Source organism: Microbacterium sp. SCN 71-21 (genome assembly GCF_001725695.1).
In the GTDB taxonomy this organism is placed as follows: Bacteria; Actinomycetota; Actinomycetes; order Actinomycetales; family Microbacteriaceae; genus Microbacterium; species Microbacterium ginsengisoli.
The window spans coordinates 1-16471 of record NZ_MEGA01000061.1 but is presented as its reverse complement, the minus strand read 5'-3'; the positions used below and the strand labels follow the sequence as shown (position 1 = coordinate 16471).

Sequence of the window (16471 nt, the reverse complement as noted above, 5' to 3'; positions counted from 1 at the left end):
CACGGGTGAGATGGCGAGCTCCTCCAGCACCCGGTCGCGCTTGCCCTCGCCGATCGCCGGCAGCGCGGTGAGGAAGTCGGTGATGCGCAGGGTGCCCGACGGCGACTGCGGGTCGGCGATCGCGCGGCGCAGCACCTCCTGGCCGGTCACGACCCGGAACGACAGGTCGCGCTTCAGGCTCGCCCGGGCGCGGCGCACCTCGACGGCGCGCTGGGATGCCGCGACCCGGTCGACCTCCGGCGGGGTGCTATGCTCGGTCACGAGCGCGCCCCGTAGAGCGCCGCCCGCTCGGCGATGCGCTCGGCCAGCCGGTCGGGGCCGACGGCGAGCACGCTGCGGCTCTCGTTCGCGATCACCTGCGACGACACGTAGCCGAACAGACGGCCGAGCTCGGCGGGGTCAGCGCCCTGCGCCCCGAAGCCCGGGGCGAGGATCGGCGTGCCGGCGAGCAGGATGTCGCTCAGTCCGAAGCGTGAACGGGTCACGGTCGCGCCGATCACGACGCCGACGGAGCCGAGCGCGCCCGGAAGCCCCACGTTGTGCCAGCCGGCGTCGCGGGCGACGCGGGCGGCGACCCGCTCCCCCTCCTCGGCGGCCGCATCGGCGGTGACCGCCGTCTGCACCGGCTCCGCCTCGGGGTTGCTCGTCGCCGCGAGCACGAACGCGCCCTTGCCGTGCCGCAGCGCGAAGGTGAGTGTCTGCTGCAGCGAGTCCGGCCCGAGATAGGGGCTCAGCGTCACCGCGTCCGCCTCGAGCGGCGACCCCGGCTGGAGCCAGGCGGCCGCGTAGCCGTCCATCGTCGAGCCGATGTCGCCGCGCTTCGCATCGGCGATCACGATCAGCTCCGCCGCCCGCGCCGCCGCGAGCACGTCCTCGAGTGCCGCGAAGCCGCGCGAGCCGAAGCGTTCGAAGAATGCGACCTGCGGCTTCACGACGCCGACACGGCCGGCCGCGGCATCCACCACCCTCAGGCCGAACTCGCGCACGCCGTCGGCCGAGACCGGCAGACCCCACGACTGCAGCAGGCTCTCGTGCGGGTCGATGCCCACACAGAGCGGCCCGTGCGTGTCGAGGGCCTGCCAGAGGCGCTGACCGAATGTCGTCACAGGCGTCCCGCCCGATCGGCCGCGTACTCCTGCAGGCTCTTCACCGCGAAGCCCTCGCGCAGTGCCGGCATGGCGCTGACCGCCGCGCCCAGCACCGCCATCGTGGTGAACAGCGCCTTGTCGGCCGCGACGGCCGCCGCACGGATCTCGTAGCCGTCGGCACGGGCGAGACCGCCCGAGGGGGTGTTGACGATCATGTCGATGCGTCCGTCGTTGATGAGGTCGACGATGTTCTGCTCACCGGATTCCTGGGTGGCGGAGTACTTCTCGACGACCTCCACCCGGATGCCGTTGCGCGCCAGGATCTCGGCGGTGCCCTCCGTCGCGACGAGCGCGAAGCCGAGCTCCTGCAGGCGGTGCGCCGGGAGGATCACGGCGCGCTTGTCGGCGTCGGCGACCGAGATGAACACGGTGCCCTCGAGCGGCATGCCGCCGTACGCGGCATCCTGGCTCTTCGCGAACGCCGTCGGGAAGTCGCGGTCGATGCCCATGACCTCGCCGGTGGAGCGCATCTCGGGACCGAGCACCGAGTCGACGGTCTGGCCGTCGCGGGTGCGGAAGCGCTTGAACGGCAGCACCGCCTCCTTGACGGCGACGGGGGCGTCGAGCGGCACCCGGGAGCCGTCCTGGGCGGGCAGCAGGCCCTCGGACTTCAGATCGGCGATGGACGCGCCCGCCATGATGCGCGCCGCCGCCTTCGCGAGCGGGATGCCCAGGGCCTTCGACACGAACGGCACCGTACGGCTCGCGCGCGGGTTGGCCTCGATCACGTAGAGCACGCCCGCGCTGATCGCGAACTGCACGTTCAGCAGGCCTCGCACGCCGACGCCGCGCGCGATCGCGAGGGTCGCCTCGCGCACGCGGTCGATCTCGGTGCGGCCGAGCGAGACGGGCGGCAGCGTGCACGACGAGTCGCCGGAGTGGATGCCGGCCTCCTCGAGGTGCTCCATCACGCCGCCGATGTACAGCTGCTCGCCGTCGAAGAGCGCATCGACGTCGAGCTCGATCGCGTCGTCGAGGAAGCGGTCGACGAGCAGCGGACGGCCGGCGCCGATGATCGCCTGGTCGGCGATGCGGTCGAAGTAGTCGCGCAGGCTCGCCGTGTCGTAGACGATCTCCATGCCGCGGCCGCCGAGCACGAAGCTCGGGCGCACCAGCACCGGGTAGCCGATGTCCTCTGCGACCGCGATCGCGCCGTCGACGTCGATCGCGGTGCCGTGACGCGGGGCGACGAGCTCGGCCTCGTCGAGCAGGCGCGAGAACAGCTCGCGCTCCTCGGCGAGATCGATGGCCTCGGGGCTCGTGCCGAGGATGCGGTAGCCCGCCTCCTCGATGCCCTTCGCGAGCCCGAGCGGCGTCTGACCGCCCAGCTGGCAGATCACACCGAGGATCTCCCCCGACCGGCTCTCGGCGTGCAGCACCTCGAGTACGTCCTCGAGGGTCAGCGGCTCGAAGTAGAGCCGGTCGCTCGTGTCGTAGTCGGTGGAGACGGTCTCGGGGTTGCAGTTGACCATGACGGTCTCGTAGCCGGCGTCGGCGAGGGCGAACGACGCGTGCACGCACGAGTAGTCGAACTCCACGCCCTGTCCGATGCGGTTCGGGCCGGAGCCGATGATGACGACCTTGGTGCGATCCGACGGCGTCACCTCGGTCTCGGCGTCGTAGCTCGAGTAGTGGTAGGGCGTGAGCGCCGGGAACTCCCCCGCGCACGTGTCGACGGTCTTGTAGACGGGACGCACGTTCAGGGCGTGACGGATGCCGCGCACCTCCGCCTCGGCGATGCCGCGGAGCTCGGCCAGCTGGGCGTCGCTGAAGCCGTGCTCCTTCGCGATGCGGAGGGTCGAGGCATCCAGCTCGGCGGCGTCGGCCACGAACTGGGCGACCTCGTTGATGAGCACGATCTGGTCGAGGAACCAGGGGTCGATCTTCGTCGCCTCGAAGGCCTGCTCGAGCGTCGCGCCCTTGCGGAGCGCCTGCTGCACGACGACGATGCGTCCGTCGGTCGGGGTCTGGGCGATCTCGAGCAGCTCGTCGACCGAGCGGGTCTCCGTGCCCCAGTGGAAGCTGGAGCCGCGCTTCTCGAGCGAGCGCAGCGCCTTCTGCAGCGCGGTCGCGTAGTTGCGGCCGATCGCCATCGCCTCGCCGACCGACTTCATGGTGGTCGTGAGCGTCGTGTCGGCGGCGGGGAACTTCTCGAAGTTGAAACGCGGCACCTTCACGACGACGTAGTCGAGCGTCGGCTCGAAGCTCGCCGGCGTCACCTTCGTGATGTCGTTCGGGATCTCGTCGAGGCGGTAGCCGATGGCGAGCTTCGCGGCGATCTTCGCGATCGGGAAGCCGGTGGCCTTCGACGCGAGCGCCGACGAGCGCGACACGCGCGGGTTCATCTCGATGACGATGATGCGGCCGTCGTCGGGGTTCACCGCGAACTGGATGTTGCAGCCGCCGGTGTCGACGCCGACGGCGCGGATGATGTCGATGCCGATGTCGCGCAGCTTCTGGTACTCGCGGTCGGTGAGGGTGAGCGCCGGTGCGACGGTGATCGAGTCGCCGGTGTGCACGCCGACCGGGTCGACGTTCTCGATCGAGCAGACGACGACGGTGTTGTCGTTGCCGTCGCGCATGAGCTCGAGCTCGTACTCCTTCCACCCGAGGATGGACTCCTCGAGCAGCACCTCGTGCGTGGGCGAGTCGTGCAGGCCCGCGCCGCCGATGCGCCGCAGATCGGCCTCGTCGTACGCGAAGCCCGAGCCGAGCCCGCCCATCGTGAACGAGGGGCGCACGACCAGCGGGTAGCCGAGCTTCTCGGCGCCGGCGAGCAGGTCGTCCATCGAGTGGCAGATGACGGATGCCGCGACATCCGCCCCCGCCTCGAGCACGAGCTCCTTGAAGATCTGGCGGTCCTCGCCGCGCTTGATCGCGTCGACCTTGGCGCCGATGAGCTCGACGTCGTACTTCTCGAGGATGCCGCGCTCGTGCAGCGCCATGGCCGCGTTGAGCGCGGTCTGCCCGCCGAGGGTCGGCAGGATCGCGTCGGGGTTCTCCTTGCGGATGATCGACTCGATGACCGCAGGGGTGATCGGCTCGATGTAGGTCGCGTCGGCGAAGTCGGGGTCGGTCATGATCGTGGCCGGGTTCGAGTTCACGAGGATGACGCGCACGCCCTCCTCGCGGAGCACGCGGCAGGCCTGCGTGCCCGAGTAGTCGAACTCGCACGCCTGGCCGATGACGATCGGGCCGGAGCCGATGACGAGGACGGAACGGATGTCGTCGCGCTTGGGCATCAGGCGGCGCCCTTCTGGGTCTGCTGCGCGATCACGAGGTCGCGGAATCGGTCGAAGAGGTAGTTGGCGTCGTGGGGGCCGGCCGCCGCCTCCGGGTGGTACTGCACGCTGAAGGCGGGGATGTCGAGCGCGCGCAGGCCCTCCACCACGTTGTCGTTGAGACCGACGTGGCTCACCTCGACGCGGCCGTAGCCGTTCGGGCTGTCGATGACCGCGTCGATCGGCGCGTCGACGGCGAAGCCGTGGTTCTGCGCGGTGATCTCCACTTTGCCGGTGGTCTTGTCGAGCACCGGCTGGTTGATGCCGCGGTGGCCGAAGGGCAGCTTGTAGGTGCCGAGCCCGAGAGCGCGGCCGAGCAGCTGGTTGCCGAAGCAGATGCCGAAGAACGGCAGTCCGTCATCGAGCAGCCCGCGCAGCAGCGCCACGTGGGCATCGGATGCCGCGGGATCGCCGGGGCCGTTCGAGTAGAACGCCGCGACCGGCTCGATCGCGCGGATCTCCTCGAGCGTGGCCGACTGCGGGAAGACGTGCACGTCGAAGCCGCGCGCGGCGAGGTTGTCGATCGTCGCCTGCTTGACGCCGAGGTCGAGCACGGCGAGGCTGCCGATGCGCTCGGTCGTCGCCGGCGTCACCTCGACGCTCGCGACCGACACCTCGGCCGACAGGTTGCGCCCCGCCATCTGCGGCGCCTCGCGCACGATGCGCAGCTGCTCGTCGTCGCCGAGCCCGGCCGCCTCACCCGAGAAGATCGCGCCGCGCATCGACCCGGCCGAGCGGATGTGGCGGGTCACCGCGCGGGTGTCGATGCCGCTGATGCCCACGATGCCGTCGCGCTCGAGCGCCGCGTCGAGGGACTCGTCGGCACGCCAGTTCGAGACGACGCGCGACGGGTCCCGCACGATGTAGCCCTCGACCCAGATGCGGCGCGACTCGGGGTCCTCGCCGTTCATGCCGGTGTTGCCGATGTGTGGGGCTGTCTGCAGCACGATCTGGCCGGCGTATGACGGGTCGGTGAGGGTCTCCTGGTAGCCGGTCATGCCGGTCGTGAAGACCACCTCTCCGATGGTGGTGCCGCGCGCGCCGTAGGCGCGTCCGGTGTGGCGGGTGCCGTCTTCGAGGACGAGAACGGCGGGTTCGGTGTGGAACCTGGTCATGCGTCGCTTCCTGCGGGGGTCGAGGGGGATGAGGTCAGTAGGGGGCGCACCGCGTCGGCGAGCACCTTGGCGGAGGCGTCGCGGGCACGCAGGTAGGTGTCGACCGGGGTGCCGTCGTCGAGCGTCCAGGTGATGCGGGCGAGGCCCTCACGCTCGACGACGCGGTCGATCGCCACCGTCGCCTGGGCGACGTCGACGACGCGCGACGCGGTGAGCTCGACGGTCGGCTCCCCCGCGATCGCGAGCAGCAGCGCGCGGTCGGTGACGACGAGCGTCGCCGGCGCCCGGTAGGCGAGGCCACGGGCGGCGAGGCGCTCGAGGGGACGCTCGTGCACGGTGGTCGCGACGTAGAAGACGTCGAAGCGCGCGCGCTCGTCGATCTCGGCGGCGGGGTCGGCCAGCGGTACCGCGATGCCGGAGTCCCGACGGGTTCGTCGCCACCAGCCCCACGCCATCAGGCCGATGAGCACGAGGGCGAGGCCGATCATGAGAAGGAGGGCGCCTTGCTGGGTCATGCGAACTCCTTCGTCAGGTCGACGAGGTCGCCGTGGGCGACGGTCGGGATGCCGGCGTGGAAGGTCCAGACCACGCGGCCCGGGAGCTCCCGGTCGAGGTAGGGCGAGTTGCGGCTGCGCCCGCGCAGGTCGTCCCGGCCGAAGGTCGAGGTGACGGCCGCGTCGTAGAGCGCGAGGTGGGCGGGCTCCCCCACGGCGATCGGGCGGCCGTGCCCGGCGAGGCGGCCGATGCGGGCCGGTGTCTCGCTCATGACCCGCGCGACATCGGCCCAGTCGAGGAGCCCGGTGTCGACCATCGACTGCTGCACGACGCGCAGGGCGGACTCGAGGCCGACCATGCCGTTCGCGGCCGCCTGCCACTCGCAGGCCTTCGCCTCGGCGGGGTGGGGCGCGTGGTCGGTCGCGACGATGTCGATCGTGCCGTCGGCGAGCCCCTCGCGCACCGCCTGCACGTCGTCTGCGGTGCGCAGCGGCGGGTTCACCTTGTAGCGCGCGTCGTAGCCGCGCACCAGCTCGTCGGTCAGCAGCAGGTGGTGCGGAGTCACCTCGGCGGTGACGTTCACACCGCGCCGCTTCGCCCAGCGGATGATGTCGACCGAGCCGGCCGTCGAGAGGTGGCAGACGTGCAGGCGGGAGCCGACGTGCTCGGCCAGCAGCACGTCGCGGGCGATGATCGACTCCTCGGCGACCGCCGGCCATCCGGCCAGTCCCAGCTCCGCCGAGACGGCACCCTCGTTCATCTGGGCGCCCGCGGTCAGCCGGGGGTCCTGGGCGTGCTGGGCGATGACGCCGTCGAACGCCTTCACGTACTCGAGCGCGCGTCGCATGATGAGCGGGTCCCAGACGCAGGAGCCGTCGTCGCTGAACACGCGCACCCGGGCGCGCGAGTCGGCCATGGCGCCGAGCTCGGCGAGCCGTTCGCCCTTCTGGCCGACGGTGACGGCGCCGATCGGCTGCACCGTGACGTAGCCCGCCTGCTCGCCGAGAGCGAGCTCCTGCTCGACGACGCCCGCCGTGTCGGCGACGGGCGAGGTGTTCGGCATCGCGAAGACGGCGCTGTACCCGCCGGCGGCGGCCGCGCGGGAACCGGTGAGCACCGTCTCCGACGCCTCGTAGCCGGGCTCGCGCAGGTGGGTGTGCAGGTCGACGAGTCCCGGCAGAGCGAGCAGTCCGTCGGCGTCGATCACCGCGGCACCGGCGCGCGACAGCGATATGCCGAGCTCCGCGATCCGGCCGTCTTCGATGAGGATGTCGGTGGTCGTGCCGTCGGCGAGTCGTGCGCCGCGGATCAGATGAAGGCCGGTCATCGCTCGTCCTCCTTCTTCTGCTCGTCGTCGTGGTCGGCCTGCCCGCTCAGGAGCAGGTAGAGCACCGCCATGCGCACCGACACGCCCGCGCGAACCTGGTCGAGCACAGTCGACCGGGGCGAGTCGGCGGCATCCGCCGAGATCTCGAGGCCGCGATTCATGGGGCCGGGGTGCATCACAATGCTATCGGCAGGAAGCGCCGCGAGCCGCGTCGCGTCGAGTCCCCAGCGGCGGGAATACTCCCGTTCAGTCGGGAAATACGCGGCGCTCATGCGTTCGAGCTGGATGCGCAGCATCATGAGCGCGTCGGGCCCGGCGGCGATCGCCGAGTCGAGGTCGTAGGAGATGGTCGCGGGCCAGGCCGAGACATCCTGCGGTACGAGCGTCGGCGGCGAGACGAGGGTGACCTCGGCGCCGAGGGCCGTGAGCAGCCAGACGTTCGACCGCGCGACGCGGGAGTGCAGCACATCGCCGACGATCGTGACCTTCACCCCGGCGAGGTCGCGCCCGCGGCTGTCGTCGCCGAACCGGCGCTGGCGGATCGTGAACGCGTCGAGCAGCGCCTGGGTCGGATGCTCGTGCGTGCCGTCGCCCGCGTTGACGACCCCCGCGGTGATCCACCCGCTCGTCGCGAGGGTGCGCGGGGCGCCGGACGCGCCGTGGCGGATGACCACCGCGTCGGCACCCATCGCCTGGAGGGTCTGCGCGGTGTCCTGGAGCGACTCGCCCTTCGAGACGCTCGACCCCTTCGCGGAGAAGTTGATGACGTCGGCCGACAGGCGCTTCGCGGCGGCCTCGAACGAGATGCGCGTGCGCGTCGAGTCCTCGAAGAACAGGTTCACGACGGTCTTGCCGCGCAGGGTTGGCAGCTTCTTGACCTCGCGCTGCTGCGTGTCGGCCATGTCCTCGGCGATGTCGAGGATCGTCAGCGCGTCCTCGCGGGAGAGGTGCTGCGTGTCGAGCAGATGGCGCATCCCGGTCACTCCCCCTCGATCGTGACGGCGTCCTCGCCGTCGTGCTCGACGAGTCGCACGTTGACGCGCTCGTCGCGGGAGGTCGGCAGGTTCTTGCCGACGAAGTCGGGGCGGATCGGCAGCTCGCGGTGGCCGCGGTCGACGAGGATCGCGAGGCGCACGGCGGCGGGGCGGCCGATGTCCTGCAGGGCGTCGAGGGCGGCGCGGATGCTGCGGCCCGAGAACAGCACGTCGTCCACCAGCACGACCGTCTTGCCGTCGATGCCGGTGGCGGGGATGTCGGTGCGCTGCGGCGCGCGGGTGGGATGCTGCGCGAGGTCGTCGCGGTACATCGTGACGTCGAGGGCGCCCACCGGCACCGGGGTGCCCGAGATGGCAGCCAGGTTCGTCGCGATGCGCTGGGCGAGGGCGACGCCGCGCGTCGGGATGCCGAGGACGACCAGGTCGTCGGCACCGCGCTGGGTCTCGAGGATCTCGTGGGAGATGCGCGTCAGAGCCCTGGTGATGTCCGCGCCCTGCAGAACGGTGCGCTCGCTCATCAGCCGCTCCCTTCTCCGCCTCACGGGACGGGGTTAAAGGTTGCTTCGGTGTGTCCAGCCTAGCCGGTGATCGGCGCTCAGTCGGTGATCGGCGCCGACGCGCCCCGCGGCGCGAGCAGCCACCGCACGCCGCGGCGCGCGAGCATGAGCACGATGATGAGCGCGGTCACGAGGAAGAACCCCCCGAGGGCCACGGCATCGCCGAAGATCAGGTGGATGAGCTCGAGCACGACGAGCTTGCTGCCGGGCAGCAGCAGCACCAGCACGACGATGCTGACGACGCGGCGAGGCCAGGTCGAGGCCGACTTCAGTCGCGTGAGCACGGCCTTCTTCAGCCACAGCACGGCCTCGAGCACGAGCTTGAGCACGATGGCGGTGAACAGCGACGTCGTGAACGACTCGGTGATCACCTGCGGCACCCACTGGGCCGCGAGGTTCAGCACGGTGACGTAGACGAAGACGTCGACGACGTGCAGGGGGTCGAGGCGACGGATGCCGCGGGCCGTGCTCACTCGGACGCTCAGACCGACGCTGCGGCGGCTTCGGGGCTCGCCGTCTCGTCGGCGCGGCGGGCGCGGATCGGGTGGCCCTGCGAGGTGAGGCAGCGGCCGGAGGCGAGATCCCACTTCCAATCGTGCAGGGAGCAGGTCAGCACGCCGTCCTCGATCTTGCCGGTCTTGGTGAGGTCTGCGCGCAGGTGCGGGCAGCGGCGCTGCACGACCCAGTCGTCGAGCTCGGTGTCCTCGGTCTGGTCGGACTGCTCGGCGTACCAGTTCTCGACGTACTCGATGCGGTCGCGCGAGAGGCACTTGAGGAAGGTGGTGAGGAACTCGTTGAACTTGCCGGCGCGTCCGACTTCGAACTGCATCGACAGGAAGATCGAGTTCGACCAGTCGATCTCGTGGTCGGCGATGTTCGTCGAGACGAGGTCCGCGGGGATCGTGTACCAGTACACGCACTCCTCCCCCGCGTACTCGCGCACCTTCGCCTTGGGGAAGTCGACGACCATGTCGAGGTCGCCGATGCGGAACCGCACGTTGCCGCCGACGCCGTTGCGGATGGTGCGTGCGCGGCGCAGCAGCGGCTCCCACCACTCCTGAAGCGCAGCGAGCATCTCCGCGGGCGGCAGCACGGCGGCGCGCTGCGCCTCCTCGGCGCGCACCTCGTCCTGACGGGCGTCGCGCTGCTCGGCGAGATAGGTCCACTTGTCGGAGAAGATGCGCTCGATCTCCGCCTCGGTGTACAGGGTCTGCGTCACCTGGATCTCGCTGCCCGCGAGGTCGACCTGGGTTCCGGGCACGAACCGGTAGCCCTTCTGGGCGGGAGAGACCTCGGCCATGTGGTCGAGGAACTGCTGCTGATCGGTGAAGATCGAGTCGTCCTCGAGGCCGTAGCCGTTGTAGCGGAACAGCTCCTCGCGCAGGAACATCGGCGGGCCGGCCATCGGGAAGACGTGCTCGGCGGCGACCTTGTCGATGTAGTACATCGCCCGCTTGTTCTGGGCGTCGCGCTTGAGCCCCGCGAAGTTCTGCTTGGCGTCCTGGGGCAGGTCGTAGACCATCGGCCACCAGATCGCGCCGCTCACCTGGGTGAAGTAGGCGTCGGGGTGGGAGAAGGCGAGCAGCTTCTCGAGATCGAGCGGGTGGGCGTCGTTCTGGTTGAGCATGCTCGCGGTGCCGTCGTCGACGCTCAGTGACGAATCGCCGATCGGGCCGTCGCTCGGGGCTCGCAGCGGGGTCACCATGATGGTCAGGCCGTTGTCGTACACGAGGGGAACGCCCGCCTGCGTGTAGACGATGTTCTCGTATCCGAGGGCGCGAAGGTCGACCTCGAGGTCGTCGGTTGGGTACTCGGGCAGGAGCACCCGGATGTCTCGGGGCACGTAGCGCTGCAGCAGCTGTGGGTCGAAGTGGTCACGGTGCCGGTGCGAGACGTAGAGGAAGTCGGCGTTGCCGAACCGCTCCCAGTCGAGTCCGCGGTTGTCGGGGAACGGGAACCACGATCCGAAGAACGACGGGCCGATGACCGGGTCGCAGAGGATGCTGCCGCCCGTGGTCTCGATGAACATGCCGGCGTGGCCGAGGCCCGTGATGCGCATGCGCTCTCCCTTCCGCAGTCGAGTCTAGGCACGCGGGTTCGGCGCGCCGGGGTGCCGCGGCCGGGAAAACGCGCGGCGTGGGCGCTCAGACGGCGCGCGAGATGCGGGCGAGCACGCCGTGCACGAACGAGCCTGAGCCGTCGGTCGAGTATTCCTTCGCGAGCTCGACCGCCTCGTCGATCGCGACGGCGCTGGGCACCTCGCTGTTGAACACGATCTCCCACGTGGCGATGCGCAGCAGGGCGCGGTCGACGGCGGGCATGCGGTCGAGCTTCCAATCGCGGGCGTGGGTGATGATGAGCTCGTCGATCTGGTCGGCGTTGTCGATCACCCCGTCGACGATGTCGCGGGCGTACAGCCAGGAACCCTCGCGGGCGGGCTCGCTCGCCGCGCGCTTGGCCTCCGCGGCGAGCACGGCGGGAAGGTCCTCACCGCGCACATCCGCCTGGAACAGGATGTCGAGCGCGCGCTTGCGCGCCTTCGAACGGGCGCTCACGCGTCAGCTGACGCGGCCGAGGTAGTCACCCGTGCGGGTGTCGACCTTGACCTTCGTGCCGGTCTCGAGGAACAGCGGCACCTGGATCTCGTAGCCGGTCTCGACGGTGGCGGGCTTGGTGCCGGCCGACGAGCGGTCGCCCTGCAGGCCCGGCTCGGTGTAGGTGATCTCGAGCACGACGGACGCGGGCAGCTCGATGTAGAGCGGGTTGCCGTTGTTGAGCGCGATCTGCACCTGCTGGTTCTCGAGCAGGAAGTTCGCCGCGTCACCGACCGTCGCGGCGGCCACGTTGATCTGGTCGTAGTCGGCGACGTCCATGAACACGAAGCTGTCGCCGTCGTTGTAGAGGTACTGGAAGTCGCGGCGGTCGACGTTCTCGATCTCGACCTTGGCGCCCGCGTTGAACGTGCGGTCGACGACCTTGCCGGTGAGCACGTTCTTCAGCTTGGTGCGCACGAACGCGCCGCCCTTGCCGGGCTTGACGTGCTGGAACTCCACGACGCTCCAGAGCTGACCGTCGATGTTCAGGACGACGCCGTTCTTGATGTCTGCGGTGGATGCCATGAGGGTGCGCTTTTCCGTTTCGTGTGGGTGCGAGGCCGAGACGGCCGACACGAGAGTCTAACGGATGCCCCGTGGCCCGGGTGATTCCGAGGATCAGCCCTCGGCGCGACCGGTCACGACGTCGAGCAGCAGGTTCGTCGCGCGCACGTAGCCGGCGACGCCCTCTCCGATCACGTGCACGACGGCGACGTCGTGCACGTACGAGTGGTGCCGGAACGCCTCGCGGGCGTAGACGTCGGACACGTGCACCTCGGCGACCGGCAGGGCGACCCCGCTGAGCGCGTCGCGCAGCACCACGGAGGTATGGGTGAGACCGCCGGGGTTGATGACGATCGCCGCCGCCGTGAGGCGCGCCTCGTGGATCGCGTCGATCAGCACGCCCTCGTGGTTGGACTGCACGGCGGTGACCTCGAAGCCGCGGGAGGCCGCGGCATCCGTCACGAGACGCTCGACGTCGGCGAGGGTCTCGTGGCCGTAGATCGCCGGTTCCCGCACGCCCAGCAGGTTCAGGTTCGGGCCGTTGACGAGCAGGATGCGGCGCGGGGCGGTCATGCGCCGAACCTATCAGCGGCGCGCTGCTGCGCCGTGAGGCGGACGGCGGCGTTCTGGGGGCCGTATCCGTCGTAGTGGCCGCGGCGCTCGACGAACTCGAAGAACACGCCGCCGGTCGTGCGTGTGTAGACGTGCAGGTAGGAACCGTCGGCGTCGGCGTCGTAGAGCACGGATGCCGCGCGCAGCCCGTCGAGCGTCGATTCCGGAAGTGCGAACCGGGCGGCGAGGTCGTCGTAGTAGTTCGCGGGGACGGGAAGCGGCGCGACGCCGGCGTCCGCGAGGGCGCGCGCGAGTGCGATGACGTCGTCGCAGGCGAAGGCGATGTGCTGCACGGGCCCGCCGTCGCGGCCCGCCTCGGCCGACAACGGCGGCGCGACGTTCAGCGGGAGACGCACGGCGCCGTCGGGCGAGCCGAAGACGTGGCTCTGCACGAGTCCGGCAGGACCCGGGACATCCGTGGAACCCTGCGGCTCCAGTGCGAAGGCGGCGGACAGGAACAGCCGGGTCTCGTCGATGGCCTGCCAGGGCTGGGTGAGGCTCACGTGGTCGACGCGGGTGACGCCGTGTGCAGCGGAGCGCTGCACCGGGCCGAACTCGGCGGCCCACTCCGGGTCGCCGGCGTCGGCCGCCTGGCTCCAGTACACCTCGGTGCCGTCGGGTGCGATGGTGCCGGGCAGGTCGGCCTCATCGGCGAGCCGGCGCCGGTCGACGCGCGGCACCCCCAGGGCGGTGAGCCGGCGGGTGACGGCGTCGGCATCGTCGACGTCGAAGCCGACGGCGGCGATGCGCGGCGCGAGACCCGCGGCGCGCTCCTCGTTGAGCACGATGCGGGCGCGCCCGCTGGTCCACAGAGTGACCGCCTTGGAGCGGTGGCGGCCGTGGGCGGTGAAGCCCGCCGCGGCGAGCACACGGTCGAAGCGGCTCGTGTCCTCGCCCTTGATCTCCACGAACGCGACCCCGGCGGGCGCCGCGGAGTCCGGCAGGAGCTGCAGGTCGGGAACGTCCGGGTCGATGCGCGCGACGGCGTCTTCGAGCCAGCGCAGCGAGCGGCGGGCCTGCGCGGCGGTGCGCACGGGGTCGGTCTGCCGGAAGGTGTCGTTGAACACCTCGAGCGACAGCGGACCGCGGTATCCGGCGTCGAGGACGCGGCGCGTCAGGTCCGCCAGCTCGAACGCCCCCTCGCCCGGGAACAGGCGGTGGTGCCGGCTCCACGAGAGCACGTCGAGCGACAGGGCGGGTGCGTCGGCGAGCTGCACGAAGAAGATGCGGTCGCCCGGGATCTCCGCGATGCCCTCCGGACAGGATGTGGAACGAGTCGAGGCACACGCCGACGGCGGGATGATCGGCGCGCCGGACGACCTCCCAGGCGGTGCGGTAGTCGTCGATGTGGCGTCCCCAGGCGAGGGCCTCGAAGGCGATCCGGATGCCGCGGCCCGCGGCGAGCTCGCCGAGGCGCCGCAGCTGCGCGGCACTGACGTCCAGGTCGTCGGTGACGGCGGTCGCGACGTTGCTGCAGGCGAGCACCGAGTCGACGCCGAGCCGCTGCATGAGCGCGAACTTCGCGTCGGCGCGGTGGAGGACCCGGGCGAACTCCTCCTCGGAGATCCCTTCGACGTCGCGCAGCGGCTGGTAGAGGTCGATGCGCAGGCCGAGTCGTGCGGCCAGCGCCCGGATCTCCTCTGGGCTCTCGGGCGCGGCGATGAGGTCGGGTTCGAACAGTTCGATGCCGTCGAAACCGGCGGCGGCGATGGCGTGGAGCTTGGCGGAGAGGGGCCCGCTGATGCACACCGTTGCGATCGAGGTCTCCATGGTCAGGGAATGTACCACTCGGTACATTCCCGGCGGTATGCCGTTCCCGACTCCCCCGATCCCGCTCGGATACTCTGACGGCGTGAGTGACGTGCGCCGCGACCCCGAACGCACCAAGGCCGAACTGCTCGCCGTCGCGACCGAGGTCTTCGCCGAAGAGGGCTTCTCCGGCGCCCGCGTGGACGAGATCGCCCGCCGCACCCGCACGACCAAGCGGATGATCTACTACTACTTCGACAGCAAGGAAGGCCTCTACCTCGCCGTGCTCGAAGACGCCTATCGCGGCATTCGCGAGGCGGAGCGCGGGATCGACGTCGATCACACGGACCCGGTGGCCGCGGTGCGCCAGCTCGCGGAGCTGACCTTCGACCATCATGTCTCGCACGAGGCGTTCATCCGGCTGGTGGCGATCGAGAACATCCACCGCGGGACATCCATCTCCCGCATCCCGTCGCTGCGCACGCTGTCGCAGCCTGCCAAGTCGCTGCTCGACGAGATCCTCGCGCGCGGCCGCGATGCCGGCCTGTTCCGCAGCGACGTCGACGCGCTTGACGTGCACCTCGTCATCAGCGCCTACTGCGTCTTCCAGGTCGCGAACCGCCACACGTTCGGGCAGCTCTTCGACATCGACTTCACGGATGCCGCGACCCGTGCGCACCTGCGCAGCATGATCGGCGACGTGGTCGTCGGCTGGCTGCGCACGACTCCCTGACACCGGTGCTTGACACGTCGGATGTTGTCGTGTTCACTGCGAACGTACTAGTTAGTACAAACGCTTCGGACGAAGGAGTACCGTGCACAGCGATCGACGCTTCCTGGTCGGCCTCGTCGGCGACGGTGTCACCCCCTCGCTGACCCCGCCCATGCACATGGCGGAGGCCACCGCCCTCGGGATTCCCTACGTCTACCGCCCGATCGACACGGCGCTCCTCGGCCTCGGCGTGACCGAGCTCGGCGAGATCCTCGCCTGGGCCGAGCGCCTCGGCTTCGACGCGCTCAACATCACCCACCCCTTCAAGCAGGCGGTCCTCCCCCACCTCGACCACGTCGACCCCGTCGCCGCCTCGCTCGGCGCCGTGAACACCGTCCTGCTGACCGCCGAGGGCCGGCTCGGCTACAACACCGACACCACCGGCTTCGCCGCGGCCCTGCGTGAAGGGCTGCCGGGCGTCCCCCGGGAGCGGGTCGTGCAGTTCGGCGCCGGCGGTGCAGGCTCCGCCGTCGCCGACGCACTGCTGCGCGACGGCGTGCGCGAGCTGACCATCGTCGACCTCGACATCGAGCGGGTGGCCGCCCTGGCGGTGCGCGCCGGTGAACGGCACCCCCACGCCGAGGTGCGCCCCGGGACGCCCGCCGAGGCGGCCGACCTGCTCGCCCGCGCCGATGGAGTGGTCAACTGCACCCCGCTCGGCATGGCCGCCCACCCCGGCACCGCGTTCGACCCCGCGCTGCTGCGCCCGCAGACCTGGCTCGCCGACATCGTCTACCGCCCGCTGCGCACCGCCCTGCTGGACGCCGCTCGCGAGCGCGGCTGCCGCACGCTCGACGGCGGCCAGATGGCGGTGCACCAGGCGGTCGACGCCTTCGAGCTGATCACCGGCGTGCGTCCCGACCCCCGACGCATGACCCGGCACTTCCGCGACCTCGTCACCTCCGAGGAGATCCTCGCCCGCTGAGCCGACCGGCAGACGCGGCATCCGTTCCTTCCATCCCACCCCTACCCCCGACAACACCCATCTGATAGAGGAGACTCATGTCCACTCCCGCAACGACGCGGAAGACCCCAGTGCGCGCGGCCATCGCGAGCTCGAAAAGCCCGACCACTATGGCAAGCTCATCCTGCTCACGCCCTGGGGCGAGGCGATGCAGCAGCGCACGCACAATAGTGACAATCCGATTGAATCGGCCTGAGCCGGCGCGTATATAGGCGCTACTATTCCCCCTCATTAAGAACGACGAGGCGGGGCGGACCGGAAGCTCCCGGCCGCGCCTCAAGGAGATATTGATCATGGCCACGCCCCTGTTGATGCCCAAGGCAACCGCCGTCTGGCTGGTCGACAACACCGCGCTCTC

15 protein-coding genes and 2 pseudogenes are annotated in these 16471 nt (G+C 70.5%); 2 read left to right on the top strand and 15 right to left on the bottom strand.

Annotated features, from left to right (window positions below):
- The 15 genes and pseudogenes from ABT08_RS09685 to ABT08_RS13200 all read right to left on the bottom strand — a co-directional run.
- Nucleotides 1–261 (bottom strand): annotated as a pseudogene (locus tag ABT08_RS09685) (guanylate kinase); the annotation flags it as partial.
- Nucleotides 258–1106, bottom strand: a complete 849-nt coding sequence (pyrF, locus tag ABT08_RS09680) for an orotidine-5'-phosphate decarboxylase (protein WP_056208997.1) — start codon at nt 1104–1106, stop codon at nt 258–260. The gene pyrF and the pseudogene ABT08_RS09685, both read right to left, overlap by 4 nt.
- Nucleotides 1103–4390: a carbamoyl-phosphate synthase large subunit gene (gene carB, locus ABT08_RS09675; protein WP_288114819.1), complete on the bottom strand. Its 3288-nt coding sequence runs from the start codon at nt 4388–4390 to the stop codon at nt 1103–1105. The genes pyrF and carB overlap by 4 nt, the downstream gene beginning before the upstream one ends.
- On the bottom strand, nt 4390–5544 hold the full coding sequence (carA, locus tag ABT08_RS09670; RefSeq protein ID WP_137878049.1) for a glutamine-hydrolyzing carbamoyl-phosphate synthase small subunit: 1155 nt from the start codon (nt 5542–5544) through the stop codon (nt 4390–4392). The genes carB and carA overlap by 1 nt, the downstream gene beginning before the upstream one ends.
- A complete protein-coding gene (locus tag ABT08_RS09665; RefSeq protein WP_045248093.1) occupies nt 5541–6059 on the bottom strand; it encodes a PH-like domain-containing protein in 519 nt (172 codons plus the stop codon). Before ABT08_RS09665 ends, carA begins: the two co-directional genes overlap by 4 nt.
- On the bottom strand, nt 6056–7366 hold the full coding sequence (locus tag ABT08_RS09660) for a dihydroorotase (RefSeq protein WP_056208988.1): 1311 nt from the start codon (nt 7364–7366) through the stop codon (nt 6056–6058). Before ABT08_RS09660 ends, ABT08_RS09665 begins: the two co-directional genes overlap by 4 nt.
- Entirely contained in the window at nt 7363–8340 is a 978-nt protein-coding gene (locus ABT08_RS09655; protein ID WP_288114821.1) for an aspartate carbamoyltransferase catalytic subunit, read from the bottom strand. The genes ABT08_RS09660 and ABT08_RS09655 overlap by 4 nt, the downstream gene beginning before the upstream one ends.
- Before the next feature lie 5 nt (nt 8341–8345).
- Entirely contained in the window at nt 8346–8879 is a 534-nt protein-coding gene (pyrR, locus tag ABT08_RS09650) for a bifunctional pyr operon transcriptional regulator/uracil phosphoribosyltransferase PyrR (RefSeq protein WP_045248091.1), read from the bottom strand.
- A gap of 77 nt (nt 8880–8956) precedes the next feature.
- Nucleotides 8957–9391: a hypothetical protein gene (locus tag ABT08_RS09645; RefSeq protein WP_235557346.1), complete on the bottom strand. Its 435-nt coding sequence runs from the start codon at nt 9389–9391 to the stop codon at nt 8957–8959.
- An 8-nt stretch (nt 9392–9399) separates the two neighbouring features.
- Nucleotides 9400–10977, bottom strand: coding sequence for a Rieske 2Fe-2S domain-containing protein (locus ABT08_RS09640; RefSeq protein ID WP_288114816.1), 1578 nt, complete (start codon nt 10975–10977; stop codon nt 9400–9402).
- A gap of 85 nt (nt 10978–11062) precedes the next feature.
- Nucleotides 11063–11473 (bottom strand): transcription antitermination factor NusB, encoded by a 411-nt coding sequence (gene nusB, locus ABT08_RS09635; RefSeq protein ID WP_056208977.1) that lies wholly within the window; start codon nt 11471–11473, stop codon nt 11063–11065.
- 3 nt (nt 11474–11476) lie between these two features.
- Nucleotides 11477–12037, bottom strand: a complete 561-nt coding sequence (gene efp, locus ABT08_RS09630; RefSeq protein WP_045248088.1) for an elongation factor P — start codon at nt 12035–12037, stop codon at nt 11477–11479.
- A gap of 93 nt (nt 12038–12130) precedes the next feature.
- The gene (locus tag ABT08_RS09625; protein WP_045248087.1) at nt 12131–12589 is read right to left on the bottom strand and encodes a type II 3-dehydroquinate dehydratase; all 459 of its coding nucleotides are present in this window, start codon (nt 12587–12589) and stop codon (nt 12131–12133) included.
- Nucleotides 12586–13308 (bottom strand): VOC family protein, encoded by a 723-nt coding sequence (locus ABT08_RS13205; protein ID WP_353743289.1) that lies wholly within the window; start codon nt 13306–13308, stop codon nt 12586–12588. The genes ABT08_RS09625 and ABT08_RS13205 overlap by 4 nt, the downstream gene beginning before the upstream one ends.
- Nucleotides 13309–13314: 6 nt before the next feature.
- A pseudogene (locus tag ABT08_RS13200) lies at nt 13315–14398 on the bottom strand (sugar phosphate isomerase/epimerase family protein); the annotation flags it as partial.
- Between the two features lie 82 nt (nt 14399–14480).
- On the opposite strand from ABT08_RS13200, the gene ABT08_RS09615 reads away from it, so the two are divergent.
- Together ABT08_RS09615 and ABT08_RS09610 are read left to right on the top strand one after the other, a co-directional pair.
- The gene (locus ABT08_RS09615) at nt 14481–15110 is read left to right on the top strand and encodes a TetR/AcrR family transcriptional regulator (RefSeq protein ID WP_235557347.1); all 630 of its coding nucleotides are present in this window, start codon (nt 14481–14483) and stop codon (nt 15108–15110) included.
- 82 nt (nt 15111–15192) lie between these two features.
- Nucleotides 15193–16074 carry a shikimate dehydrogenase gene (locus tag ABT08_RS09610; RefSeq protein ID WP_045248084.1) on the top strand — a complete coding sequence of 294 codons (882 nt, stop codon included), beginning with the start codon at nt 15193–15195 and terminating at the stop codon, nt 16072–16074.
- Nucleotides 16075–16471 lie beyond the last annotated feature (397 nt).

Bases quoted from the DNA above. Each gene is read 5' to 3' on its own strand.
- carB (WP_288114819.1), bottom strand. From the start codon at position 4,390: ATGCCCAAGCGCGACGACATCCGTTCCGTCCTCGTCATCGGCTCCGGC.
- carA (WP_137878049.1), bottom strand. From the start codon at position 5,544: ATGACCAGGTTCCACACCGAACCCGCCGTTCTCGTCCTCGAAGACGGC.
- ABT08_RS09665 (WP_045248093.1), bottom strand. From the start codon at position 6,059: ATGACCCAGCAAGGCGCCCTCCTTCTCATGATCGGCCTCGCCCTCGTG.
- ABT08_RS09660 (WP_056208988.1), bottom strand. From the start codon at position 7,366: ATGACCGGCCTTCATCTGATCCGCGGCGCACGACTCGCCGACGGCACG.
- ABT08_RS09655 (WP_288114821.1), bottom strand. From the start codon at position 8,340: ATGCGCCATCTGCTCGACACGCAGCACCTCTCCCGCGAGGACGCGCTG.
- pyrR (WP_045248091.1), bottom strand. From the start codon at position 8,879: ATGAGCGAGCGCACCGTTCTGCAGGGCGCGGACATCACCAGGGCTCTG.
- ABT08_RS09640 (WP_288114816.1), bottom strand. From the start codon at position 10,977: ATGCGCATCACGGGCCTCGGCCACGCCGGCATGTTCATCGAGACCACG.
- efp (WP_045248088.1), bottom strand. From the start codon at position 12,037: ATGGCATCCACCGCAGACATCAAGAACGGCGTCGTCCTGAACATCGAC.
- ABT08_RS09625 (WP_045248087.1), bottom strand. From the start codon at position 12,589: ATGACCGCCCCGCGCCGCATCCTGCTCGTCAACGGCCCGAACCTGAAC.